We start from the raw sequence: 23,890 nt of genomic DNA on the forward strand, positions 1-23,890 counted from the left end.
TATCGGCATAGCACGTGCATTTGCTTACGGCGGGCACACTGGGCAGGAAATATATGATCCCCAAATATCAGTGAAGGAAATCAAAACACACGATGATTATCGCCATCACAAAAGTACAACCATCAATCACTTTTATGAAAAGCTGCTGAAATTAGCAAGTTCAATGAATACCAGAACGGGAAAACAGGAAGCCATTCGTCGAACAAAGTATATGCGTGATTTCTTATCTGAATTCCAAATGGAAACAGATGTAAAAGATGAGTGCTGAATTTCATCCGTTCTTACACAACAGATTTAAGAAAATGACCACACTGGAGCATCTTATACTCTAGTGTGGTCATTTGTTTTGATTAATACATATATTTTTTTAGAGCCTGTTGCGGTTCAATACCCTGTCTAATTTTTAATGCAACATCAATGGTGACATCTGCAATAATTGATTGTGGATCAATAACATTATATGGATGATCTGATGCTTTTTCTTGTGCTAAAGATAATTCTGTACATCCTAGCAAAATAACATGACAACCATATTTATCATGCATCAATTGCAAGATTTTATAAAAAAGTTGTGCATCAACTATGCCCTTTTCTTTAATATTTTTGTATATCAACTCATTAACTAAAGGTTGAATTTCAGGTCCACCAAATTCAACCTGACGACCTACTTTACTTAATTCATCAGCATATAAGTGATCATAAATAGATCCTTCAGTTGCAATCAATCCAATCTTTTTTTCGTTAGGATAATTATCAATAAAATTATGTATTGCAATTCGCATCATATGTAAAAATGGAACATCTGTCAAAGAAGCCAACTCATTATAATAATAATGAGCAGTATTGCATGGCATAACGAAAAAATCTGGTTTTAATTGAGCCTGTGACAAAACATCACTACGCAATGCTGGAAAAAAATCAGGCTGTGTATGATCTTTAATATAAGCAGTACGATCTGGGATTTGTGCATCATTAACCAAAATATAGTTTAAATAATCTTGATCACATTTGATTTTAACCCTACTATTAATCAACCGTACATAACTTTCTGTTGCAATAGTACCCATACCGCCAATTATCGAAAAAAAATGTTCCATATACTTATACCTTTTTCAGTACTTTAATTTTCTAATTTATTAATTACTTCTTGAGCTACCTTAATATCTGTTGGGTAAGGAGTATCTACACCTCTTATTTTTTGATATGGATCAGCACCCTTACCACATATCAATACAACATCATCATCTTTAGCCCCTTTGATAGCTTCAGCAATGGCCTTTTGCCGATCTAATTCAATCATTACTTGACAGCGATCATGATCAATACCGGCCGCAATTTCATCAGCAATAACTTGGGCATCTTCAAAGCCTGGATCATCAGTAGTTAAAAATACTTGGTTAGCATACAAACTCAAACTCTCACTAAAGCCTGCTCTACGAGAAATACCTTTATCACCAGGAGCTCCAACTACAACAATTATCTTAGGACTATCGAACTCCTTTTGCATAAAACTCATCAAAGCAATCATTGAAGCCTTATTATGTGCATAATCGACGATAACTGTTCCATGATTGGCAGTCGTTAAGGTTTCCATTCGTCCAGGAATAGTAACATTCTTAATACCATCATAGCAATCTTGATAATTAACTCCAGCTAACCCTGCTCCAATAATTGCAGCAGTAGCATTAATTTCGTTGAAATCGCCTATCATCTTCAAACTATAATTTCCTTCAACGGGGATATTGCGTGCAGCATCAGTTTCACTATATAGTTTGAATTTAGTCTCACACATATCGGTTTCCACAGAAGCAAATCTAAAATCAATTGGACGCTTTAAATCTGGATTATCATAATCATTACGTGCAAACAAATAGATGCTATCTGGATTAGTCGTAGTTGTTGCAGCAGCATAGATTTCATCGAAATGATCAGTCATTGCATTAATAATACATTTTCTGGAATTAACCATTAATTGCAATTTACAATGTAAATAATCTTCAAAATTAGGATGCTCATTAACTCCGATATGATCTGGCGTAATATTTAAGAAAAAGCCCAAATCATAAGTTAATCCAAAAACTCGATTTTTCTTATAAGCCTGAGATGATACTTCCATAACTAAATGCGTCATACCATTATCTACAGCACGTCGCATATCTCTAAATAAATCTAGAGATTCTGGCGTTGTAAGACTCGATTTAAAACGATCTTCAGGTTTAGGCCCTACTACATCATCAACAGATGAAAACAAAGCTGTTCTACCACCATTTAACTTATCTAAGATTCCTTTTAAGAAATAAGCAGATGTTGTTTTTCCTTTGGTTCCAGTGAAAGCTATTAAGAATAAATCATCTTGTGGGAAACGATAAAAAGCAGCTGATAACAATGACATAGCCTTTGTCACATTGCTTACAATCAAAGCGTGCATCCCTTTTCCTTCAGGATATGGTTGCTCTGCTACATAACAAATTGCACCATTTTCTTTAGCATAAGATAAATAGGTAGGACGAAATCCTTTTCCCTTACAGAAAAATAACGTATTTGTTTTAATATCACGTGAATCATATGATATATAATCCATCTTTGTTGAAACAACATCTTGCGTTGCACATGATTTTAATAAATGATGTTCTTTCAATATCAATATACACGTATTTAATGAAATGCTTGACTCGCTCATGCTCTCTCTCCCAATTAAATCAATTCAGTGTAAATTATAGCACATCCAAATTATTTTTTTGTATGTTTATAGGTAAGTCGATAATAAAAGAAGTCAATTTCTGATTAGATGTGCAAAAAATAGTTCCATGATGCATCTCGACGATTGTTTTAGTAATAGCTAGTCCTAATCCTGAACCACCAGTTTTTGGTGAACGTGATTCTTCAACGCGATAAAATCGATCAAACAACTTACCCAACGCATCTTGTGGAATAGCTTGGCCATCATTAGAAACGATAATTTGCACCATATCATTACTGATTTTTTTGACAGAAACATAAATATTTTTAGCACCAACACCATATTTAACCGCATTGGAAATTAAATTGTTAAACATTCTGACAATCTTTTTAACATCGACAGCTATCTCTAGATCTTGCGGTTCACAAGAAGTTTTAATATCAATCTGCTTCTTTTCAGCTTCTAAGGCAAAACCTGCAGCAATTTGTTCTATTAGTGATGATATTTTTATTTGCTCGAGTTCTAATTTTTTATCATGTGAAAAATTTAGAGTCGCATATTCAAATAAATCATTAGTCATCGATTTCATTTGCAAAGATTTATCAAAAACAATATTAAGATATTCTTGCCGTTGAGCTGGTAACATACTATTTTGATGCATCTTTAGCAAACTCATATAACCAATGATAGAAGTCAAAGGTGTTCTCAAATCATGTGATAAATTAGCAATTAATTCATCCTTGGACTTTTCAACAGCTTTTTCTTCAGAAATAGCCATACATGTACTATCAACTAAAGCATTAATTGAATCTACTACATCTTGCAACGGTCCCTTAAATTTAAATGGGATTCGATAATTAAAATGTCCATCCGCAATATAATGCAATTCTTTAATGATATGATACATTTGAAATTGATGATACCGACGCATCATTCGCAGATATACGACAAATAATTCTAAAACAAAAATCACATTTATTATTACTTTTTGCCACGCAAAGAAAGGTAGATGATTCCAATTATTTAACGTGTTATTAAATAATAATATGCCATCCACAAATTTGGAACTACCTAAAATCAGCAAATTTAGCAACACTAATAGCGACAAATTTAACAAACATAACAATCCAAATGTAACAACTGCTTCTAATATTAATCGTATTTTTTCTTTTTTACTTAGAAAAGTTACTTCTTCATCACAACTATTATATTTCAATTTTATATCCTACGCCCCACACTGTCTGAACTACTTCAGAACCTGCAGTAGCTTCTTGAATCTTATCACGAAGATGTGAAACATGAACCATTACTGTCTTAGTTGAAACTATCGATTCTTGTTTCCAAACTCGTTCAAATATTTCATTAGCAGAAAATACACGTCCTGGATGACTAGCTAACAAATATAAAATGCCAAATTCTAAAACTGTCAAATTAATTTTCACACCAGTTAAAGTTTTTACAACATGCGAATCTTTATTAATAACTAATGGACCAACTTCTATTAAATCAGGCATATCACTAACAATGTTTTTTTCACTACGTCTAATCAGTGAACGAATACGAGCCATAACTTCTAATGGATTAAAAGGTTTAGTCACATAATCGTCAGCACCTGTTAGTAATCCCTGAATTTTATCAAGGTCTTTAGTTCGGGCAGAGACAACTAAAATAGGAACTTCAGAATCTTTACGAACTTCTTTAATAAAATCAAGACCAGACATTTCTGGCATCATGATATCCAATATGATACATGTAATACTTGGATCCATTCTAAATTTAGTTAAAGCTTCTCTACCGTCACATGCAACTATAGGATCATAATTTTCATTTTTCAAATATATACTTAAAAGTTCAACAATTTCTTTATCATCATCTACAACTAATACTTTTACCAATTTTTTCCCTTTCAATCTCACATAAAAATTATTATTTGTACAATTCATCTGAATAAGGTAATTCCAATGATGGATCTGCATTTAAATTCAAGTCACTAAATTGACCAGCAACATACAGATTATAAGCTGCAGCACCAATCATTGCAGCATTATCACCACATAATTTCAAATCAGGCATGATCACTTTCAAATGATGATCTTGATTAATCACAGCAATTTCTCGATTTAATCGCTCTCTCAATCCAAGATTAGCTGCTACGCCACCACCCAAAATAAACGTCTTCGGCTTAAATTCTTTAATAGCACGCATAGTTTTGTAAGCTAATACGTCAACAACAGCCGCCTGAAAACTAGCAGCTAAATCATATTTATCCAATTTTTGGTTAATTTGATCTGCATGATGACAAGTATTAATAAAGGCACTCTTTAAGCCAGAAAAAGAAAAGTCATAATCATAATCTTCTAGCATAGCACGAGGAAATTTAAAAGTGTCTTGACCTTGATGTGCCCATGTATCAATAGTTTTTCCGGCCGGATAATTCACACCCAAGACTCTGCCTATCTTATCATATGCTTCACCAGCAGCATCATCTCTAGTATCGCCAATAATTTCAAAATCAATCGGGCTTTTTAGCAAAACAAGTTCAGTATGTCCACCAGATACCTGTAAAGCTAATGCTGGATATTCAATAGTATCTTTTAATTGTGCAGCCATAATATGTCCCATAATATGATCAACACCAATCAAAGGAATATTAGTCGCCATCGAAGCGGCTTTAGCAGCACTAACTCCAATCAACAACGCACCAACTAATCCAGGACCATATGTGACGGCAATCGCATCAATATCTTTCCATGTACAATTAGCTTGAGCTAAGGCCTCTTTAGTTATCTGCGTAATGACTTCAATATGGTGTCTACTTGCTACTTCAGGAACCACACCTCCGAAACGTTGATGACTTTTGATTTGAGTTGCTATAATTAAACTTTCTATTTCTGTACCATTTTTCACAATGGAAGTAGATGTTTCATCACATGAACTTTCATATGCTAAAATGCGAATATTTTTTTGTGTCACAATCTTTCTTCCTTCTATTTCAAAGTTTCAAAACCATATTTATTGCATCTTCTTGCAATGTTGCATAATAATTTTTACGAATACTATCTGGTGTAAAACCCATCTTTCGATATATCCGCTGAGCATGCACATTTTTAACATTAACTTCCAGAGTAATCTTATCAATGTAATTATTTCGAACTAATGTGATAGCTTGCTGAAGCAACAAAGTACCAATTCCTTGAAATTGATATTCTAATTTAACACCAATAAATGCAATATGACCTTCATCAGAACTCATCTTTAAACCTAACACAGCTGCTAATTGTTGTCGACAATAAAGCACCAAATAAATATTTTCTGGGTTAGTTATTTCTGTTGTTAAATACTTAATATTCCAACACAAAGGTCGCGGACATAATTGATATTGCAAGTCGAGAATATTAACTATATCAGATGAATCAGCTTTACGAAGGTAATATTGCAGGCCATTTATTTTAACTTTCATCGGATTAAAAGTCATATTAATATCTGACTTACAAAAAAGACTTTTAAACTTCCTCAACATATTCACTATCTGATGCAAAGTCCTTTCCGGTCTTACGATGCCAATCCATTTCTGCTTGCGTTCTTCTTAAATATCTAGGTAAAAATAGATCGGGATCTTGGGCAATTTCATCTACAGCTAACTTACCAATATTTGTAGCATGTAAGATATTTTCTTCAGCTGCTGCTTGTCTATATTGGGATGGACTGAAAAAAGCTTCAATTTCAGACTTATAATTGGCTATATCACTTCCAACAAAAACAATTGGATAGTCAAGCTCTAATTGAGCAACTTTATCTAATAATTTAGATAAATTATAATGTCCATCTGCAAGCAATTGCTTTAATTGACCATCTTCTTTTAAATACACACCTGCAAAGAAGTTTAAATTGCGAGCATCTAGCTCACTAATTAAAATTTCCCGATTACTAGTTACTCCCTGAGCTAAAGCCTTTAGTGTCGAAACACCAACCAAGGGCTTATTCAAAATAGAAGCAAACATTTTGGCAGTCGTAATTGAAATTCTTAATCCAGTATATGAACCTGGACCTTGTGCGACTGCAAAGCGATCAATTTCTTGCAACGTTAACTGATTTTGCTTAAGTAACTCATCAATTAATGGATCTAATCGCTCAGCATGATTGTGCATCCCTAATTCATTTTTTTCTGCAATAATCTGTTCTCCGTCAGTCAAGGCGACACTTAAGTGGTCTGTGGCGGTAGTAATACTTAAAACTTTCATCAACTATCTCTTCCTATTTATCACTAACCCAACTAATCTTGGCAACAGTTAATATTTGCTCATCACGCTTAATCGTATGATAACTTACACTGTGATCAGCATTCCATGTTAATGTTACAACAGCAGATTGGTCATATAAAATTTCCTTACGAAATTGAATTGAAGCTGCAACCATCGAATGACTATTCAAAAAATCTCGTGGAATAGTATTAACTATCCAATCAAAATAGCGACCATTAGTTAAATGATGATTGACATCCAAATCACTATACATTACACGATAACTTCGCTGAAAATCTTCCTGCCCTGCAAGAACTTTAATGCGGTCAAAATGCGGTAATTTTGCTATTTTTTGAGCATCCGAAATCCCCACTTTTGCTGAATCTAACTCAATCATCCTGCGTGAAAGCAAATCAAATAAAATCCACTGACTATTAATCGTAACTAGCTCATTTTCTTGAAGATCTTTAACTAAAAATTTGATATATGCAAAAAAGCGATTATAATAACACAAATCAATCTTAATCGTAATTTGGTCATCAAATTTTGGCAATTTATTAATATCAAATTGATAATTAACTACCACCCAACCAGCATGTTCAATCTTAATACAAGGATCAAGCAAATGACTCATAGTATCCATCATGTAGCTAATCAACATGGACATCTTTAGACGTCCACTTTCGTCGCAATCGTGGGATTTTATTGTATATTTTTTCTCCAACTTTTCCATAATAGTTCCTTATTTTTGATGGTACTTATCATATAATTCATTTTTAGAAATATTATATTTTTTGGCAATATTTTTAATAGCGTCTTTATTGCTCATACCACTTGCAACTGCTTGATTAACTTCAACTAACATCTGATCGATAGATATAGTTTCTTCTTCCTTAGCTGGAGAAAGCAAAATTACAAACTCTCCACGTGGTGCATTTTCAGCAAAATAATTAGTAATCTCACCAATACTACCCCTAATAAATTCTTCATGAATTTTGGTTAATTCTCTAGCACAAACTATCTCACGATTTTCACCAACTACTTTTTGTAAATTAGTTAAAGTTTTTAATAAACGATGTGGTGCTTCATAAAAAATTGACGTACCAGTAAAAGTAGCCATTTTATTAAAAAAAGCAATTTGTTCGGTAGCTTTCCTTGATAAAAAGCCATAGTAAATGAATGGTTGGGCATCAAAACCTGAAGCAATTAAAGCCGTAGCAAAAGCCGAAGGCCCTGGAAGCGGAATAACTGCTATATCATTTTTAATGCATTCCTGTACTAAAATAAAGCCAGGATCAGAAATAACCGGCATACCAGCATCGGATATCTCCGCTATCTTCTTTCCTTCTTTCATAAGTGCAATTAATTCTGGAGCTCGTTGCTTGGAATTGTACTTATGAAAAGAGATCATTTTATTATGTACGCCAATTTTTTCCAATAAAATCCCACTAGTACGCGTATCTTCAGCAGCAATATAATCTACTTCCATTAAAATTCTTTTGGCACGCAGAGTTATATCTTCTAAATTTCCAATAGGAGTTGGCACCAAATAAAGACAACCTTGCGTTTCGTCGTTAAAACTACTTTGTCGTTGCATGCTTACTTCTTTCTATTGCTCAAATTACCATGATTAACAAAATTATCCAAAATATCTAGGCAAAACATACAATCTTCACCTTGATCTCGATGAGAACCATAATACATATTACAAATATGATACCCAGAATCATAAATATTACGCAAAGACTTCAATCCTGCTTGTGGCTTTACACTGCCATTATTTTCTTTATGATCTAATTTATTAATCTTTTCTCTTAATAATTGATTTTCAACTTTCAACTCTGTATTTTCTTTTAAAATATCGAGCATTTCAATTTCTAAATTTTCCACCGTATTAGTCATAGCTTTGAGACTATTTTTTAATTGTGTTAATTGTGCAAAAGGATCTAACAAGTTAAACACTCATTTCTAGTTAAAACTTAATACTATATAATTTAAACAATTATAAAAACTAACATTGTTTGTTCGCATTTTATCACATTCCATCAGTAATTGAAGTAGTTTGGGTGCAAAAAGATAATCTTTATTTTTTTCAATCTTTTCCATAGCTATCTTAGCTAACTTATAAAACACAAATTTTTGCAGATTAGATTTAGCTGCTAGTTTCGAAATCTTGTAAGCTCTAACAATCGATAACTCATTTTGTTGACATAACTCCTGATATAAATAGGTGATTTCCTGCTCTAAGTTAGAAACATCTCCCATATCTGCGATTTCATCTTCATTTAATCCATAAGTCAAAAGATCTTCGGTAACACTACTTTTTTGCTTAGTTGGTGCAAAATGAATAATCTGTGTTCTAGAACGCACAGTAGGTAATATTGTATTTTCATTATTAGCAATTAAAATGGTCACAACTGGAGCTACTGGCTCTTCTAACAAATTCAATAATGCATTATTAGCAGATAAAGTTAATAATGATGCATCTTTAACAATGAAAAACCTACGGCTACCTTCAACTGGTTTTTTAGCTAATTCTTCTTTTAAGGGACGAATCTGATCAATAGAAAGACTCTTTTTATTTTCGGCTTCAACTAAAAATACATCAGGGTGATTGCCATTTAAAATACGTTGACAATTATTACAATTGGCATCTGGCTTATGTTCACCTGTACAATTTAATAAACAAATCAGCCAATACGCAGTCGCTAGTGCCGTGTACCCAGTAGGGTCAATAAATAAATATGCATGAGCTATTTTATCGTGCAAATATGCATCAAATAAAATCTTAGTTTGTTGCTGATCAACATTGCTTAAATTTACCATTAAAAATCACAGTTCCTTATTTAAACATATGTGGCATATATTCTTCCAATATTTTAACACTTTGAGAGACAACTTCTGCAATTGACAACTCTGCATCAACTCGCTTAATTCGCTCAGGATACGCTGACAAAAGTTGCTTATAGCCAGTATAAACTTTTTGGTGAAAAAGGTTATTTTCTTGTTCTAACCGATCTTCATTTTCAGGACGAACTTTTTGAATTCTTTGTAACCCTTTTAAAGGATCAATATCAAAAAAGAGAGTTAAGTCTGGTGTTATATGTCTGGTAGCAAATTCATTAATTTGTTTTATCTCATCAATTCCTAAATCTCGACCTATACCTTGGTAAGCAAGAGAACTATCAATAAAACGATCAGAAAATACTATTTTTCCGGCATTTAATGCAGGAATAATTGTTTCTATGACATGCTGACTACGTGCTGCCGCATACAATAAAGCTTCCGTTTCCGCATTCATTTCTTTATTTTTAGGATCCAAAATGATCTTTCTAATATTTTCTGAAATTTTTGAACCACCCGGCTCTCGAGTAACTAAAATCGGTGCAATCGTTTTAGACGAAAGTTGTTGCACTAATTCATTAATAATCGTTGTTTTACCAGCTCCATCAGGTCCTTCAAAACTAATAAAGTATCCCTTCATTACACACCATCCTTGCCATTTAATATAAAAAGCGAAAAAAGCTCCCATGCGAGCCTTTTTCACTGTGTAATAACACTATTTGAATATTTGGATCGAGCATGTCGATATTTAGCTTCATCATATAAGAAATGATATTTTGCATGTAAAATCAAATCCAATATTCGATTTTCTTCGGATAAATCAACAGTAGTTTGATTTAAGATACGTTGATTACTCAAATATATCTGTAATTCTGAAATTTTATTAATCAAATTAGCATCGCCTAATTCTTTGATTTTTTCCTTATTTTTCACAAACTGATTCTCCCTTGAACAGCACGTTTCAACGTAATACTGTTGGCATATTCAATATCACTTCCAACAGCTAATCCTGAAGCTAATCTTGACACTTTAATCCCAGACGGCTTAATTAATTTGCCTAAATACATAGCTGTCGATTCACCTTCTGGTGTCGAATTCAGTGCTAAGATTACTTCTCGAATTTCATCTGATTTTTGCAAACGAATAATTAAATTTTTGATGTTAATTTCTTCTGGACCAATACCATCCATTGGAGATAAAACGCCATGCAAAACATGATATAAGCCATTATATTCACCCATTTGTTCAAATGCCATTACATCTTTAGCTTGCTCAACTACCATCATGATCGTTTGATCACGATTAGTATTACTACAAATTTCACACGGATCCGTATCAGTAATATTACCGCAAATAGAACAAGAATGGATCTGCTTTTTGGCTTCAATCAGAGCTTGAGAAAAATCTTCGACATCTTTGTCTTGCATATCAAGCGTATAAAAAGCTAACCGTGTAGCTGTCTTTTCACCAATTCCCGGCAATTTCATAAAATTATCAATTAATTTAGCAATTGGAAGAGGATACTGCATTACATTAATCCTTTAGTATACTTACCCATCGTTTTTTCAGTAGCTACATCTACTTCACTAATTGCTTTATTAATAGCATCAATAATTAAGTCCTGTAACATATCTGGATCCTCTGGATCAATAGCTTCTGGAGCAATTTTCAAATCTTTGACTTTCTTATCACCAGTTAAGGTTGCTATAACCATATCATCTGCAGATTTACCTACAAATTCAGTTTGATTCAGACTCTCGCGCTCAGCTTCCATCTGCTGTTGCATTTTTTTAGCCTGTTTAATTAAATTTTGCATGTTTCCCATGCCCATTCCACCTAAATTTGGCATTCTTCCCATGATAAAATCTCCTTTTTTGTTTAATCATTATTAATACAATATCTATTATAAATCAGAATCATCTTTAACATTAACAAGATCACCAAATAGTGATTTTGCTTTTTTTATAACTTCTTCATTTGGGTTACTTGCAAGTTCTTTTTGAGCTATTATGAGATGTTCTTTATACTTCTTGACATATTCTTGCCGAATTGTTGTCCAGGAATTTTCAGATACTAGCACAATTTGATATTTATGTTGTGTCAGCTTTTCTAAATTATTTTCCAACTGACTAATAAAATTCTCATCAGCCATAGCTCGCTCAAACCAAAACTCATATTTGCATTTTAAGACTACTTGCGTTGGACTAGCTGCTACCGGTTCCAAAACCTCAAGTAGAGCTCTTTGACTAACTTCTAGCAATGATGACATATCTTGCTGCCAAACATCCTTGATTGTATTTAAATCTTGTTTAGTAGCCTGCGATAAAACAGCATTAACTTTTTTCAAATTAGCTTCAGTTGAAAGTTGCAACCCAGTTTTCTTTTTCTTTAAAGTCGCAACGTTTTGGTTAACAGCTTTTGTAGGTCTAACTTTATCTTTTATCTCAGTCAATATTTCTGATGGTTTAGCTATAGCAGAACTATTTGCTTTTTTTAGCAATTCAGCAACTTGCAGACTTAATTGTTCTACTTTAGTTTGTAGCTGCTTTATTTCAGCTGCATCAGTTTGGCTAACGGTCGCATTTACATCTTGTGTCGAAATTCGCACAACAAAAACTTTTAATGGAATTTGCTGTTGATTCGTATATCGCAAACTATTTAATGCTTCATTAGCCAATTGAAGTGTTTGACTCAATACTTGCGTCGATATTAGCCGCAATTGCTCTAAATAATTGGCAGATAAAAAAGTAACAGTAGTATCGCCTTTGATTGCTAACATAGCTTTAACAACCAAATTGATAATTTCATCTAAAATATTTTTCGCCGATGCACCATTATTTAATAATTCTTCAACTTCTTCTAGAGCTTGACTTGTTTTTTTATTTAATAAATCTAAAAATAGGGCTTCAATTTTAACTTGATCTGCATAACCAGTAATTGCCAATGTATCTTGATAATTAATTTTAGCTTGGTCATACGACAGAATCTGGTCTAAAATGCTTAAAGAATCTCGCATCCCACCATCCGCTACCTGAGCAATGACTTGCAATGACTTCTCATCATATGCAATCTTTTCTTGATCAAGAATAAATTTCATCCTAGCAACTAATTGATCATTAGAAATTCGCTTAAAATTATATCTTTGCGTACGTGAAATTATTGTTGCTGGAACTTTTTGTAATTCTGTAGTTGCTAAAATAAAAACAACATGCTCGGGTGGTTCTTCCAAAGTTTTAAGTAATGCATTAAACGCACCTATCGACAACATATGCACCTCATCGATAATATAAACTTTATAATAACCTTGCGTTGGTGCATATTTTACTTTGTCACGGATAGCACGGATCTCATCCACACCATTATTTGAAGCAGCATCAATTTCAATAATATCATTCAATATACCTTTATCTGCTGCTAAACAATTAGAGCATTGATTGCATGGTTCACCATCTTTAGAGTCCATACAATTAATGGCTTTGGCAAAAATTTTGGCACATGATGTTTTTCCAGTTCCTCTCGGACCAGAAAATAAAAAAGCATGTGAAATTTTATGACGTTTAATTGAATTTCTTAATGTATCACAAATAGCACTTTGACCAACTACTGCCTCAAAAGTACGTGGTCGCCACCTACGATATAATGCTTGATAAGCCATCATTAACCTCACAAATAAAAAAACTCCTAACTCTTTTTTAAGAGTTAAGAGTTGTTGAATTCTCAAAAAAAGGGCACATGCTCATACAGCCTTAGTGCTGCTATCTCCCGATCCTGACACGATTTGGATGACAAACATTGCCCAAGAGTTATTGTATCTTATTTATTTAATTTTTTCCACTATCAAATGCGATTTTGTTGCCTAATATTTTTAAAAAAATTTTTCAATTGCTGAGCAGCTTGCTCGCGATATAACCCGCCAAAAATCTGCGGATGATGATTAAATTTAGTAAATGCAAATAGATCAACTACGCTACCACAAGCACCGGCTTTAGGATCAAAAGCTCCATAATAAACATTTTTTAGCCTAGCATTAATAATCGCACCTGCACACATGGGACAAGGTTCTAAAGTGACAAACAAACTACAATCTATCAATCGCCAAGAATTGAGATTTTTACATGCTTCTTGAATAGCTATAATTTCTGCATGTCTAGTAGCATCTTCATCTAATTCTCGTCTATTATATCCTCGACCAATCAGATTACCTTCTGCATCAACTATGACTGCACCGATTGGTATTTCTCCTTGTTGTTCAGCTTTATCTGCTTCCAAAAAGGCTAATTTCATTATTTTTTCTTTTTCTTCTTTAGCAAACACACTCTCAACCTACTACATTCACTTGTTTACACTTTTCAAAATATAATAGCCCTTGTCACGTTTCAAAATCTCACAATTGCCATATGTTTGCTCCAGACATTTTTTAGCACTCGGGGCACCCTGTTTTTTCTGAATCACAACTAATAATATGCCGCCAACTTGCAAATATTTTTTAGCATTTTGCAAAATATCATCAACAACTTGTTTACCTGCTCGAATTGGTGGATTAGTCAAAATCAATCCAAATTGTTCCTGCTCATCAAGGCTACGATAACACTCAGAACTAAAAATATTCACATTATCTATTTCATTCAATTGAGCATTTCGCTTAGCTAAAGCCAAAGCACGTTCATTGACATCAATCATCGTCACATGACTTTTGGGCCATAATTTGGCTGCAAATAATCCTAAGGGACCATAGCCAGTACCAACATCCAAAATATTACCCGATATTTCGAGTTGCTTTAACACCTTAAGCAAGACACAGGAACCATAATCAACTCGGGTTTTAGAAAAAACACCAGCATCAGTATAAAATTGTAAAGATAATTCATCTAATTGATAATTAATTAAGTGTTCATCATGTTTTGCATCGGGATTGGTCGCAAAATACATCTGCGTTTCATTTTCCATAATCTTCTCTCCTCTAGCAAAGCAGCTAATCTCAAACTAAAAAAGTTATTTTTCTATAATTTTGATAAAACTTCTATCCGGTACTCTAATTAAATAATATTTAATAAACACATGCCCAGCGTGTAAGCCCAATCCGTTTTGCCAATTTTTTTTATAAGTTGCTGTATAAATTGCTACGTATGCTTTTTGATAATGATCATCAGCTGCTCGTAAATCTTTTTTATTATAAGGAATAATCTGAGCTTCTACTGGAAATGGGTCCACACCTTCTGCAATTGATGCATAATTACTTTTAACTGTAATACGTTGATCCTCACTAAAAAAGCGGTAAGATTGTTTCATTTTGCGATTATGTCGACAAGTAACAGTTACATAATGTGATTTTGTAGCACCAGTGGATAAAACTAGTGGTTGATATTCGAATTTATTAGTTAAGATCTGCTGATTAGAAAAATTAGGATTATCAAAAAAAGTAATTACTGACATATAACTGCAAGCTAGGATAAATATCAAAATTTCAATCACATCAATAATGGTCGTTTTAGCATCAAATTTTCTTCTTTTTTGAATAATCATCTTCAAATGCCGTTGGCGAATATTATGAATTATAAAAAATACATAAATTACCAAAATAGCCCAGACAAAAATACCTAGAAAATTCCAACTAATATGCATACAATTACCTCCTCATTTGTGGTTAATCATGGTTATAATTTCTAACCTCAGTGATCTTATCTTTAATAATTAAAACTAATTTATCAATCCATTGATCTGGCTCAGCCACAATGTCTGCTACTGGTGCTAAGAGATCAATTCTAAATTTAGAAATATTAATATATTCAGAAATCACCTCTACATATATATTAATATCATATTCGCTATCTTCGTCACGAAAATTCGTTATTTTTTTATAATTAGCAAATGGCAAATTAATAATATTGCTTTCTAACACAAAAGTTGCAGGACGTTGTCCTGTAATTACTAACTCAGTTTGCAACAATGAATTATTTTTGCTGGCTTGAATTACTTCCTGAATCATTTTTTGTGCAATCGTTTTTAATTTTGCATTAGTAATATCACTATATTTGATACTTTCCAAGTCTTGTAGATAATCTTGCTTTTCAATCTTTTGAATGAGAATTTTAGATTTAATTTTCACAGTTCCTGTTCCTTACATATTTATTGTTATAAATTAAGATAAACAAATCTCGCTTACTTTACAAACTTTTTTTATTTTAAAACAAATTTTTTATAATTTAAAGTAAAAAAAAGAGGATCAGTTATCCTGATCCCCCCGGAAGAAAACAATCTCGTTTCAGAGTCTTTGGTTCACATCCAAAGTTGCTCACTATCAGCACTTCCCGTGCCTGACTATTTAAAGTCTGATAGCTTCCTGTCAAAGAGTGCTTTCGCACTTTCCTCGACCCGTCGCAAAATTCATTATACACTAAAAACATAATTAATGATAGACTTTGTGGATTTTAAACCAGATTTCACCAACTAATTGAGCTAATAAAAAGCCCATAGCAATAGCAATAGTCACAATAAAAACACGCAATATCAGATTTTGGGCACTAGCTAAATCACCAATCACCATCGCTCTAACCGCTTGGTAAGCAGGCACACCTGGCACTAGTGGAACAATTGCCGGAATATTAAAAACAGTAACTGGACATTTCTTGAATTTGGCTAAAATAATTCCAACAATTCCAATTAATAATGCACCTAAAAAATTGGACGTCAATCGCCCCCAGCCAGCATGAATACCAAACCAATAAATCATCCACCCTAATGCACCACTGTGGCCACAATAAATCAAAGCACGTTTAGGCACATTCAATGTCAGAGCAAAACCAACAGAAGCAATCCAAGCAAAAGTGAAATTAATTATTATATCTAACCAGTATGGCATATTAAAAACCTCCTAAGAATTTAATAGCTAGGCCAATTCCGCCGCCTAAAGCGACAGCTGTTAAAAATGCTTCTATTGCACGTACAGTTCCTGAAACTAAATCTCCTCTAAACAAATCACTTAACGCATTAGTAATTGGAACTCCTGGAACTAGGGCCATTAATGAACCAATTAAAATATTATCCATCGATAAACTAGGAAAAATATGACAAATGCCAATAGTCATTGCCCCCATAATCATCGCAGTAACCAGTTCACCTAAAAAACGAACGCGACTATACTTTTTGATCCACAAATATATTCCATAACAACTGCCACCCACAATTGCTGCTACTGGAAAATCAATCCAATCATAATCGTCCATAAATAATACCATTAAGGTACAACTTAAAATAGTAGCACCAAAAATTTGCATTAAGTTGGAAAATGTTTGTCTATGATCTGCTAAATCACACAATTTATTATGTAATTGATCTAAAGTTATTTTTTTATCTGCAAATGCACGAGATAACTCATTCACTTTATCAACTACTGTCATATCAATATTACGATTTTTAATCAAAGTCATCTGAGTCTTAGAATGTTCCCCTAAGCTCATAAAAAGTCCTGTCGGAGTTGTAAAGCAGCGTGCAGCTGGAATATTTGCATTACGAGAAATTCGTAGCATTGTATCTTCCACACGATACATCTCACTACCACTTTCGATCATTAATCTTCCAGCTTTTAAACAAGTATCGAGCACTTGATCATTATATTGATTTTCAGTCACTATTTGCTTAGTCAATTTTAGATCTACCACCCTTTTTTTCATCATATTCTCTTAATTTACATAGTATAGCAAGCCATTTACGCTTAGCAACAATTAAGCTGAGTTTATTATTATGTATGGGAAAATAATCAGATTTTAGTCCAGTAATTTTGGCCAAGTCATCCGCAGACAAGCAATGCTTAGCTACTAAATACTTAATTTGATTAGAAATATAAGCCAAAATATAAGCACTAATGTAAAAAATTAAGGCAACTAAAGAACTAATCAGCAAAGAATGCGTAGTTGTCATCTGAAAAGTATGTTTGCACACATTGATCACAGCTATAAAAGCCAAAATACCAATGACAGTTGCATAAATAACTGGAAAAAAACGATGTTTCTGATTTTTATTCGTCATATTTGTAGTCCTCATATTACATTTCTTTTACAATATTACATAAAATGAGCTATTTTGTTACATTTGTTATAATTTGTAAATATCTCATTATCTTTATGAAATATACATACCATATAATACTAGACATATTCAATCAAAATAACAACGTTTTACAAAGATTAATTATTATATGGGAGTGATAAGTTTGAAACATAAATTTATTGCGATTATGACTGCAATTTCATTACTAATATTAAATATTGCTATTCAGCCTGTTTTGGCAACTCAAGTTACTAACAAAATAAATATCTCATCTGCTTTAGTAAGAAACACAATGAAAGTTCAATTAATGGAACAAGACTTCCAATTAAAGCAAAAAAAGCAAGCAGATCAAGCTAAATTAAAAGCAATTAAAATTAAACAACAACAATGGAACCAAATGGAGCAAAAGCAAGCTATGCAACGTGCTCAAAAAGCAAAACAAGCTATTGCACAAGCACCAAAACCACAAATAAGGACAGTAAACAAAGGTACCTTTAAAGTCTCATTTTATGACCCAGCTGTCTTAGGATCACGGCTTGGTTATCATGGAGTAGCTGCTAATTTAAATATTTTTCCGCGTGGAACTAGACTAAGAATAACATTATCAAATGGTATGGTTTTATATAGAGTAGTTAATGATACTGGAAGTTTTGCTTATAGTAACCCTAGACAACTAGATGTAGCTATGCCAAACAGCCAAATACCAGCAGCTGGTATTTTATATGCTAGTGTAGAAGTAATATATTAAAAAAATCTGACTTGAATTCAAGTCAGATTTTTTATTTGCCTGTCCAAACTTTAGTTTTAGAATGCCTTTCATAAATAATATAATTTTCAAATGGATCTTTCTTTTTCCACTTCAAATGTTTTTGCAATTTATTTTGGCGTGTTTCTTCGTTATGTAATTTTTGCTTCTTCAAATTCAAATTTGACCTCGTAAGATCAGAAGCTCGTTGTAATTCACTCGTTGATGCAACTTGCAATGCTGCTCCTCCAATCCATGCATCATGTGCATGAACATAGTCTTGAACAATATGATGCGAACAACTGCGATATTTAAACGCTACTGATAACATATCATTAAAAGTCAGATTTGTTTTTACATATTTAGCAAATACATTTAAAATCTTCCGATAATTGTTAAGTGATTTCAAAGTCATACCCTTATGAATTAATTGCTCGATCACTTGTCTTTGTCTTTTTTGTCGTCCATAATCACCTTGAGGATCTTCTTTTCTCATACGTACATAATCTAAAGCCGCATTACCATTTAAATGTTGCATCCCCTTAACAAATTTAGTGTTATAAGTAAAAGAAAATGGAACTTTAACATCAACACCACCTAAAGCATCAACTAAGTTTTTCAGAGCCTTCATATTAACTTCCATATAATTATTAACAGGTACATTAAGTAATGTAGATACTGTTTTGACTGCTGCTCGATTACCACCAAGTTGATAAGCGGAATTTACACGAAACATATAAAACTTTTTAGAAGGTTGGATATCTGCCAGTAAGTCACGTGGAATCGAGGTCATTGTGGCTACACCTTTTTTAGGATTTAATGTTACCAAAATCATGGTATCAGAATTTCCCTGATCATGGCGACCTTCAATTCCTTGATCAACTCCTAAAATCAGAACCGAAAAAGGCTTTTGTTGTGCAATAAATGATGAATCCGCCATTACATGCCCTTGATTAGCCTGACGAACCGATGAAGCCATAGTAAAATAAATTCTAGTTCCTACAGCAACACACATTCCTAACATAATTGTAATAACTAAACCGATCAGCTTTAAAAATACTAATTTTGCTGGTTGCCTATTAATTTCTTTTGCTAAAACACAATTACGCTGTAATTTATCTTTGTTTGATATTTTCATCATTATTATTTTTTCCTTGCCACTATATCATCAAACTAAATTATTGCTAAATTCAACTTTTTTATCAAGAGAAAATAGATATAATTATTGTTATAATACTATTTTTTATGTAAAAAATACTTAGAAAGAAGGAATTTCAATTGGCTACACCATATAGAAAAGACGTTGAAGTTGATTTGACATGGGATTTAACACGTATATTTAAAAATGATCAAGAATGGGAAAAGGAATTTGCCAAAATACAACAAGAGATTGCAGAATTAACTACACTTAAGGGCAAATTATCCACTTCTGGCACCGATCTATATGAAAACTTTTCTAAAATTCTAAAAGTATCAAGAGAGATTGAAAAAGTCTATGTTTACTCAACACTATCCAGTGATCAAGACACTAATAATAGTCACTACCTCGGCTTTGTAGCTAGAGTGCAAAGCCTCTATAATGATTTTAGTGCCGCAACAGCTTTTGTTGATCCAGAAATTTTGGACATTCCTGAAAAAACGATTGAACAATTTAAAAAGGATGAACCTAGATTAGCCGAGTTTGCTCATAGATTAGATACTTTAAATCAAAAAAGAAAACACACCCTATCATCCGACCAAGAAAAAATCATTGCTGCCGCTTCTGATGCCCTCAATACATCAGAAAATACATATAATATTTTAACTAATTCAGACATGGAATATGGTTATGTTGAAGATGAAGATGGCAATACTGAACAATTATCTGACGGTCTATATTCAAACTTGATTCAATCACAAAATAGAGAAGTACGTAAACAAGCTTTTGATACTATGTTTGCAACTTATGGTCAATTTGAAAATAGCTTAGCATCTACTTTGTCTGGTGTTGTTAAAGCACACAATTATAATGCTAAAATGCACAAGTATCACTCTGCTCGTGAAGCTTCACTGAATGAAAATGGTGTACCTACAGTAGTTTATGATACTTTACTAGCTGAAGTTAACAAACATATTAATCTTTTACATCGTTATGTAGCTTTACGTAAAAAATTGCTCAAGATTAATGATTTACAAATGTATGATATGTATGTTCCATTAACTGGACAACCATCTGACCATTATGACATTAATAAAGCTAAAAAAATTGCTTTAGAAGCCTTAAAACCGTTAGGTGAAGACTATTTAAAAGTTGTCAAGCATATTTTCAATGATCGCGTGATTGATGTTGTCGAAACCAAGAATAAAGCTACAGGAGCCTATTCAGGTGGTTCATATGATACTGATCCATATATTTTACTAAATTGGGAAGGTAACTTAGATTCATTATATACATTGGTACATGAAACTGGGCACTCAGTTCATAGCTGGTATACTAATCACAGTCAAAAATACATTTATTCTAATTATCCAATCTTCGTAGCAGAAATTGCCTCCACAACTAATGAAAATATTCTAACTGAATATTTCCTAAAAAATATTACAGATCCAAAGACCCGTGCCTTTATCTTAAATTACTACCTCGATTCATTTAAAGGAACTTTATTCCGTCAAACTCAATTTGCTGAATTTGAGCAATTTATCCATGAATCTGATGCCAAAGGTGAGCCCTTAACTGCTGAGATTCTTAACCAATTCTATGGTGATTTAAATCAACGCTATTACGGCTCGAGTGTGACACCTGGCGGGCAAATTGCTAAAGAATGGTCTCGTATACCACACTTTTATTACAATTTCTATGTTTACCAATATGCTACAGGTTTTGCTGCAGCAACTGCTTTATCGAATAATGTTGTCCATGGTGACAAAAAGCAATTGGAAGATTATTTAAACTTCCTTCGTTCTGGAAGCAGCGACTATCCAACAGAAATTATGAAAAAAGCTGGTGTCGATATGACTAAAGCAGATTATTTGGAAAATGCTTTTGCTACATTTGAAAAACGCCTCAATGAATTTGAAAGTCTAATTGGCAAATTTTAATTAACTAAACTCTCAAGGTTAATCAGCTTTAATTTTGAGAGTTTTTTTATACATGCTCGCCAAAAGAAAACGCTTTATAGTAAAATTAAAGTAACCATTATATTGAATATTTTTATGAAAGAAGATATTTTTATGAAAAAGATTATTAATGATCCACAAAATTTAGTCGATGAAATGGTACAAGGAATGACTCGTGCATATTCTAGTATTGTTGAACAAATTCCAGCTACCAACGCAATTGTTAGATCAGACAAAGCCTCTATGCAAGAAAAGGTCGGTATTGTCAGCGGTGGTGGTAGCGGACATGAACCAACCCATGCAGGTTTTGTTGGCAAAGGGATGTTAAGTGCTGCCGTGTGCGGACAAGTCTTTACATCACCTACACCAGATCAAATTTACGAAGCTATTAAAGCAGTTAACCATGGCAAAGGCGTATATTTAGTTGTCAAAAACTATTCTGGGGATGTGATGAATTTTGACATGGCCAAAGATTTAGCTGCAATGGATGACATTGAAGTAAAATCTATCGTCGTTGATGATGATATTGCTGTCGAAAATAGTCTCTATACTCAAGGTAGACGTGGAGTTGCTGGCACTTTATTCATGCATAAAGTTTTAGGTGCTGCAGCACAAAATGGTGCAAGCTTAGATGAAATTGATGAATTAGCTCATGCTATTTTACCTAATATTAAGACCATTGCTGTAGCCTTATCAGCTGCCACTAATCCAATGACCGGTCAACCGGGCTTTAAATTGGCTGATGACGAAATGGAATACGGCGTTGGTATTCATAGTGAACCAGGTTATCGTCGTGAAAAAATCAAGAGTTCCAAAGAATTAGTAGAAGAATTAATTACTAAACTAAATGAAGAATTGCACTTCGACTCTCGCAACAAATATGCTATGTTAGTAAATGGTATGGGAGCAACTCCTTTAATGGAACAATACGTTTTTACTAATGATGTATTAAACAAATTAGATAGTTTCAATATTACTCCTGTCTTTATGAAAATCGGCAACTATATGACTTCCATTGACATGGCCGGGATTTCCTTAACGATCTTTGAAATTAAAGATGACAAGTGGTTAGAATATTTGAATTATCCTGTTCAAACAATTGCATGGTAGAAAGGATTCATAATGGAATTAGACGCAACACAATTAAAAAAATGGATGGAATTATTTTCCAAAAAAATAACAGCAAATGAAAAATATCTTTGTGAATTGGATGCACCGATTGGAGACAGCGATCACGGTTTTAATATGAAACGTGGAATGGATGCTGTAGTCACCAAACTAAATAGTGCCCCAGATGAGCTAACAATTTGCTTAAAGACAATCGCCATGGCACTAATTTCTACTGTTGGTGGTGCTAGCGGTCCACTTTATGGCACAGCCTTCTTAGAAATGGCTAAAGAAAGCCAAAAAAGTAATAATATAGTTGATTTACTCGAAGCTGCACTAGCAGGCATCAAAAAGCGTGGCGGTGCAACTATAGGCGACAAAACAATGGTTGATGTCTGGTCAGTTGTAATCGAAGCTATCAAAGAAGATGCATTAACCACTGAAAAAATTGAAGCAGCAGTATTAGCTACTAAAGATATGATTGCCAAAAAAGGCCGTGCATCCTACTTAGGAGAACGTTCAATCAATCATATTGATCCAGGTTCTCAATCTAGTGGCTACCTCTTTGAATCTTTATTGGAGGTTATAAATAACAAATGAGTTTAGGTATTACTTTAGTTTCCCATTCTCCTAAAATTGTAGCTGGTTTATCCGACTTGTTAAGTCAAGTTGCCAAAGATGTGTCGATTACAATTGCAGGAGGAACTGAGCAAAATGATATTGGTACTTCCATGGATAAAATTATGACTGCCTTTGAAGAAAATAAAGCAGATGAAATTTTAGCTTTTTATGACTTAGGAAGTGCTAAGATGAACTTAGAAATGGCACAAGAATTTGCGAGCAAAAAGGTTCATCTTTATGATGTTGCTTTTATTGAAGGTGCATATACTGCAGCTACTTTATTGCAAGCAGGCGTAGATTTATCAACTATTGAAGCTCAATTAGCACCTTTGAAAATAAAATAATCATTAATTTATACAATCAAAAAAAAATCAGGTAATTTTACCTGATTTTTTTGATTTAATCTCGCTTTTTCTTATTAGAAATTAGCCATCCTGCCAATCCAAAACTTAATATTGATATTAAAACCTCCAAGCTCCATTGAGCTCAGAGGCTTTGATTGACTTTAAG

30 protein-coding genes and 1 other RNA gene are annotated in these 23,890 nt (G+C 33.1%); 6 read left to right on the top strand and 25 right to left on the bottom strand.

The features are described 5' to 3' along the window. On the top strand, positions 1 to 268 hold a 268-nt coding region (locus HMPREF0520_RS06175; protein ID WP_006728903.1), incomplete at its 5' end, for an HD domain-containing protein. A gap of 82 nt (positions 269 to 350) precedes the next feature. Here the strand turns inward: HMPREF0520_RS06175 and HMPREF0520_RS00335 are convergent. The 24 genes from HMPREF0520_RS00335 to HMPREF0520_RS00445 all read right to left on the bottom strand — a co-directional run bounded on the left by HMPREF0520_RS00335 (position 351) and on the right by HMPREF0520_RS00445 (position 17,790). Continuing rightward, positions 351 to 1,097, bottom strand: coding sequence for an aspartate/glutamate racemase family protein (locus HMPREF0520_RS00335; protein ID WP_006728904.1), 747 nt, complete (start codon positions 1,095 to 1,097; stop codon positions 351 to 353). Positions 1,098 to 1,120: 23 nt separating this feature from the next. Then, positions 1,121 to 2,680 carry a UDP-N-acetylmuramoyl-L-alanyl-D-glutamate--2,6-diaminopimelate ligase gene (locus HMPREF0520_RS00340; RefSeq protein WP_006731750.1) on the bottom strand — a complete coding sequence of 520 codons (1,560 nt, stop codon included), beginning with the start codon at positions 2,678 to 2,680 and terminating at the stop codon, positions 1,121 to 1,123. 34 nt (positions 2,681 to 2,714) lie between these two features. Beyond that, positions 2,715 to 3,896, bottom strand: a complete 1,182-nt coding sequence (locus tag HMPREF0520_RS00345) for a sensor histidine kinase (RefSeq protein WP_006728906.1) — start codon at positions 3,894 to 3,896, stop codon at positions 2,715 to 2,717. Next, a complete protein-coding gene (locus HMPREF0520_RS00350) occupies positions 3,886 to 4,575 on the bottom strand; it encodes a response regulator transcription factor (RefSeq protein ID WP_033193072.1) in 690 nt (229 codons plus the stop codon). The genes HMPREF0520_RS00345 and HMPREF0520_RS00350 overlap by 11 nt, the downstream gene beginning before the upstream one ends. Before the next feature lie 31 nt (positions 4,576 to 4,606). Further along, positions 4,607 to 5,653: a tRNA (adenosine(37)-N6)-threonylcarbamoyltransferase complex transferase subunit TsaD gene (tsaD, locus tag HMPREF0520_RS00355; RefSeq protein WP_006728908.1), complete on the bottom strand. Its 1,047-nt coding sequence runs from the start codon at positions 5,651 to 5,653 to the stop codon at positions 4,607 to 4,609. Positions 5,654 to 5,672: 19 nt separating this feature from the next. Beyond that, positions 5,673 to 6,155, bottom strand: a complete 483-nt coding sequence (gene rimI, locus HMPREF0520_RS00360; RefSeq protein WP_029327246.1) for a ribosomal protein S18-alanine N-acetyltransferase — start codon at positions 6,153 to 6,155, stop codon at positions 5,673 to 5,675. A 28-nt stretch (positions 6,156 to 6,183) separates the two neighbouring features. Beyond that, positions 6,184 to 6,921 (bottom strand): tRNA (adenosine(37)-N6)-threonylcarbamoyltransferase complex dimerization subunit type 1 TsaB, encoded by a 738-nt coding sequence (gene tsaB / locus HMPREF0520_RS00365; protein ID WP_006728910.1) that lies wholly within the window; start codon positions 6,919 to 6,921, stop codon positions 6,184 to 6,186. Positions 6,922 to 6,934: 13 nt separating this feature from the next. Further along, positions 6,935 to 7,654 (bottom strand): acyl-[acyl-carrier-protein] thioesterase, encoded by a 720-nt coding sequence (locus HMPREF0520_RS00370; protein ID WP_006728911.1) that lies wholly within the window; start codon positions 7,652 to 7,654, stop codon positions 6,935 to 6,937. A gap of 9 nt (positions 7,655 to 7,663) precedes the next feature. Next, complete coding sequence (gene rsmI / locus HMPREF0520_RS00375; RefSeq protein ID WP_006728912.1) at positions 7,664 to 8,518, bottom strand: 16S rRNA (cytidine(1402)-2'-O)-methyltransferase; 855 nt, start codon at positions 8,516 to 8,518, stop codon at positions 7,664 to 7,666. Between the two features lie 2 nt (positions 8,519 to 8,520). Continuing rightward, positions 8,521 to 8,874, bottom strand: coding sequence for a DNA replication initiation control protein YabA (gene yabA, locus HMPREF0520_RS00380; RefSeq protein ID WP_006730421.1), 354 nt, complete (start codon positions 8,872 to 8,874; stop codon positions 8,521 to 8,523). A 15-nt stretch (positions 8,875 to 8,889) separates the two neighbouring features. Then, positions 8,890 to 9,747: a DNA polymerase III subunit delta gene (locus HMPREF0520_RS00385; RefSeq protein ID WP_006728914.1), complete on the bottom strand. Its 858-nt coding sequence runs from the start codon at positions 9,745 to 9,747 to the stop codon at positions 8,890 to 8,892. 16 nt (positions 9,748 to 9,763) lie between these two features. After that, complete coding sequence (tmk, locus tag HMPREF0520_RS00390) at positions 9,764 to 10,405, bottom strand: dTMP kinase (protein ID WP_006733547.1); 642 nt, start codon at positions 10,403 to 10,405, stop codon at positions 9,764 to 9,766. Between the two features lie 59 nt (positions 10,406 to 10,464). Continuing rightward, positions 10,465 to 10,698 carry a DUF2508 family protein gene (locus HMPREF0520_RS00395; protein WP_006728916.1) on the bottom strand — a complete coding sequence of 78 codons (234 nt, stop codon included), beginning with the start codon at positions 10,696 to 10,698 and terminating at the stop codon, positions 10,465 to 10,467. Further along, complete coding sequence (gene recR, locus HMPREF0520_RS00400; RefSeq protein ID WP_006728917.1) at positions 10,695 to 11,294, bottom strand: recombination mediator RecR; 600 nt, start codon at positions 11,292 to 11,294, stop codon at positions 10,695 to 10,697. The genes HMPREF0520_RS00395 and recR overlap by 4 nt, the downstream gene beginning before the upstream one ends. Next, the gene (locus HMPREF0520_RS00405; RefSeq protein WP_006728918.1) at positions 11,294 to 11,623 is read right to left on the bottom strand and encodes a YbaB/EbfC family nucleoid-associated protein; all 330 of its coding nucleotides are present in this window, start codon (positions 11,621 to 11,623) and stop codon (positions 11,294 to 11,296) included. Before HMPREF0520_RS00405 ends, recR begins: the two co-directional genes overlap by 1 nt. A gap of 45 nt (positions 11,624 to 11,668) precedes the next feature. Continuing rightward, positions 11,669 to 13,420, bottom strand: coding sequence for a DNA polymerase III subunit gamma/tau (dnaX, locus tag HMPREF0520_RS00410; RefSeq protein WP_010222194.1), 1,752 nt, complete (start codon positions 13,418 to 13,420; stop codon positions 11,669 to 11,671). 54 nt (positions 13,421 to 13,474) lie between these two features. After that, positions 13,475 to 13,570, bottom strand: an RNA gene (ffs, locus tag HMPREF0520_RS06180) — signal recognition particle sRNA small type. 32 nt (positions 13,571 to 13,602) lie between these two features. Beyond that, a complete protein-coding gene (gene tadA / locus HMPREF0520_RS00415; RefSeq protein WP_006728920.1) occupies positions 13,603 to 14,079 on the bottom strand; it encodes a tRNA adenosine(34) deaminase TadA in 477 nt (158 codons plus the stop codon). A gap of 18 nt (positions 14,080 to 14,097) precedes the next feature. After that, the gene (locus HMPREF0520_RS00420; protein WP_006728921.1) at positions 14,098 to 14,712 is read right to left on the bottom strand and encodes a class I SAM-dependent methyltransferase; all 615 of its coding nucleotides are present in this window, start codon (positions 14,710 to 14,712) and stop codon (positions 14,098 to 14,100) included. A gap of 45 nt (positions 14,713 to 14,757) precedes the next feature. Beyond that, a complete protein-coding gene (locus tag HMPREF0520_RS00425; protein WP_006728922.1) occupies positions 14,758 to 15,387 on the bottom strand; it encodes an LVIS_2131 family protein in 630 nt (209 codons plus the stop codon). A gap of 22 nt (positions 15,388 to 15,409) precedes the next feature. Continuing rightward, positions 15,410 to 15,871 (bottom strand): hypothetical protein, encoded by a 462-nt coding sequence (locus HMPREF0520_RS00430; RefSeq protein WP_006728923.1) that lies wholly within the window; start codon positions 15,869 to 15,871, stop codon positions 15,410 to 15,412. Between the two features lie 300 nt (positions 15,872 to 16,171). Then, positions 16,172 to 16,624: a threonine/serine exporter family protein gene (locus HMPREF0520_RS00435; protein ID WP_006728924.1), complete on the bottom strand. Its 453-nt coding sequence runs from the start codon at positions 16,622 to 16,624 to the stop codon at positions 16,172 to 16,174. 1 nt (position 16,625) lies between these two features. After that, entirely contained in the window at positions 16,626 to 17,408 is a 783-nt protein-coding gene (locus HMPREF0520_RS00440; RefSeq protein ID WP_006731773.1) for a threonine/serine exporter family protein, read from the bottom strand. Beyond that, on the bottom strand, positions 17,401 to 17,790 hold the full coding sequence (locus HMPREF0520_RS00445; protein ID WP_006735436.1) for a hypothetical protein: 390 nt from the start codon (positions 17,788 to 17,790) through the stop codon (positions 17,401 to 17,403). The genes HMPREF0520_RS00440 and HMPREF0520_RS00445 overlap by 8 nt, the downstream gene beginning before the upstream one ends. Positions 17,791 to 17,974: 184 nt before the next feature. Between HMPREF0520_RS00445 and HMPREF0520_RS00450 the strand changes: the two genes are divergently transcribed. After that, on the top strand, positions 17,975 to 18,559 hold the full coding sequence (locus HMPREF0520_RS00450; RefSeq protein ID WP_006737708.1) for a hydrolase: 585 nt from the start codon (positions 17,975 to 17,977) through the stop codon (positions 18,557 to 18,559). A 31-nt stretch (positions 18,560 to 18,590) separates the two neighbouring features. Here the strand turns inward: HMPREF0520_RS00450 and HMPREF0520_RS00455 are convergent, their stop codons facing one another. Next, positions 18,591 to 19,697, bottom strand: coding sequence for an LCP family protein (locus HMPREF0520_RS00455; protein WP_006728928.1), 1,107 nt, complete (start codon positions 19,695 to 19,697; stop codon positions 18,591 to 18,593). A 137-nt stretch (positions 19,698 to 19,834) separates the two neighbouring features. Here HMPREF0520_RS00455 and pepF point away from each other — a divergent pair, with 137 nt between their 5' ends. The 4 genes from pepF (at position 19,835) to dhaM (ending at position 23,724) form a co-directional block, all read left to right on the top strand. After that, positions 19,835 to 21,634 carry an oligoendopeptidase F gene (gene pepF, locus HMPREF0520_RS00460; protein WP_006728930.1) on the top strand — a complete coding sequence of 600 codons (1,800 nt, stop codon included), beginning with the start codon at positions 19,835 to 19,837 and terminating at the stop codon, positions 21,632 to 21,634. A gap of 132 nt (positions 21,635 to 21,766) precedes the next feature. Continuing rightward, positions 21,767 to 22,762 (top strand): dihydroxyacetone kinase subunit DhaK, encoded by a 996-nt coding sequence (gene dhaK / locus HMPREF0520_RS00465; RefSeq protein WP_006730394.1) that lies wholly within the window; start codon positions 21,767 to 21,769, stop codon positions 22,760 to 22,762. Positions 22,763 to 22,774: 12 nt separating this feature from the next. Continuing rightward, entirely contained in the window at positions 22,775 to 23,359 is a 585-nt protein-coding gene (gene dhaL, locus HMPREF0520_RS00470) for a dihydroxyacetone kinase subunit DhaL (protein WP_006728932.1), read from the top strand. After that, entirely contained in the window at positions 23,356 to 23,724 is a 369-nt protein-coding gene (dhaM, locus tag HMPREF0520_RS00475; RefSeq protein WP_006728933.1) for a dihydroxyacetone kinase phosphoryl donor subunit DhaM, read from the top strand. The genes dhaL and dhaM overlap by 4 nt, the downstream gene beginning before the upstream one ends. Positions 23,725 to 23,890: the final 166 nt, after the last annotated feature.

It is taken from the genome of Lactobacillus iners DSM 13335, assembly GCF_000160875.1.
Taxonomy (GTDB): Bacteria; Bacillota; Bacilli; order Lactobacillales; family Lactobacillaceae; genus Lactobacillus; species Lactobacillus iners.

Coding starts and splice junctions, on each gene's coding strand:
- HMPREF0520_RS00405 (WP_006728918.1), bottom strand. CDS start 11,623: ATGGGAAGAATGCCAAATTTAGGTGGAATGGGCATGGGAAACATGCAA.
- dhaM (WP_006728933.1), top strand. CDS start 23,356: ATGAGTTTAGGTATTACTTTAGTTTCCCATTCTCCTAAAATTGTAGCT.
- HMPREF0520_RS00385 (WP_006728914.1), bottom strand. CDS start 9,747: ATGGTAAATTTAAGCAATGTTGATCAGCAACAAACTAAGATTTTATTT.
- HMPREF0520_RS00455 (WP_006728928.1), bottom strand. CDS start 19,697: ATGATGAAAATATCAAACAAAGATAAATTACAGCGTAATTGTGTTTTA.
- rsmI (WP_006728912.1), bottom strand. CDS start 8,518: ATGCAACGACAAAGTAGTTTTAACGACGAAACGCAAGGTTGTCTTTAT.
- HMPREF0520_RS00370 (WP_006728911.1), bottom strand. CDS start 7,654: ATGGAAAAGTTGGAGAAAAAATATACAATAAAATCCCACGATTGCGAC.
- dhaL (WP_006728932.1), top strand. CDS start 22,775: ATGGAATTAGACGCAACACAATTAAAAAAATGGATGGAATTATTTTCC.
- HMPREF0520_RS00425 (WP_006728922.1), bottom strand. CDS start 15,387: ATGCATATTAGTTGGAATTTTCTAGGTATTTTTGTCTGGGCTATTTTG.
- HMPREF0520_RS00340 (WP_006731750.1), bottom strand. CDS start 2,680: ATGAGCGAGTCAAGCATTTCATTAAATACGTGTATATTGATATTGAAA.
- HMPREF0520_RS00420 (WP_006728921.1), bottom strand. CDS start 14,712: ATGGAAAATGAAACGCAGATGTATTTTGCGACCAATCCCGATGCAAAA.
- HMPREF0520_RS00445 (WP_006735436.1), bottom strand. CDS start 17,790: ATGACGAATAAAAATCAGAAACATCGTTTTTTTCCAGTTATTTATGCA.
- HMPREF0520_RS00335 (WP_006728904.1), bottom strand. CDS start 1,097: ATGGAACATTTTTTTTCGATAATTGGCGGTATGGGTACTATTGCAACA.
- dhaK (WP_006730394.1), top strand. CDS start 21,767: ATGAAAAAGATTATTAATGATCCACAAAATTTAGTCGATGAAATGGTA.
- tmk (WP_006733547.1), bottom strand. CDS start 10,405: ATGAAGGGATACTTTATTAGTTTTGAAGGACCTGATGGAGCTGGTAAA.
- recR (WP_006728917.1), bottom strand. CDS start 11,294: ATGCAGTATCCTCTTCCAATTGCTAAATTAATTGATAATTTTATGAAA.
- rimI (WP_029327246.1), bottom strand. CDS start 6,155: ATGACTTTTAATCCGATGAAAGTTAAAATAAATGGCCTGCAATATTAC.
- tsaB (WP_006728910.1), bottom strand. CDS start 6,921: ATGAAAGTTTTAAGTATTACTACCGCCACAGACCACTTAAGTGTCGCC.
- HMPREF0520_RS00435 (WP_006728924.1), bottom strand. CDS start 16,624: ATGCCATACTGGTTAGATATAATAATTAATTTCACTTTTGCTTGGATT.
- dnaX (WP_010222194.1), bottom strand. CDS start 13,420: ATGGCTTATCAAGCATTATATCGTAGGTGGCGACCACGTACTTTTGAG.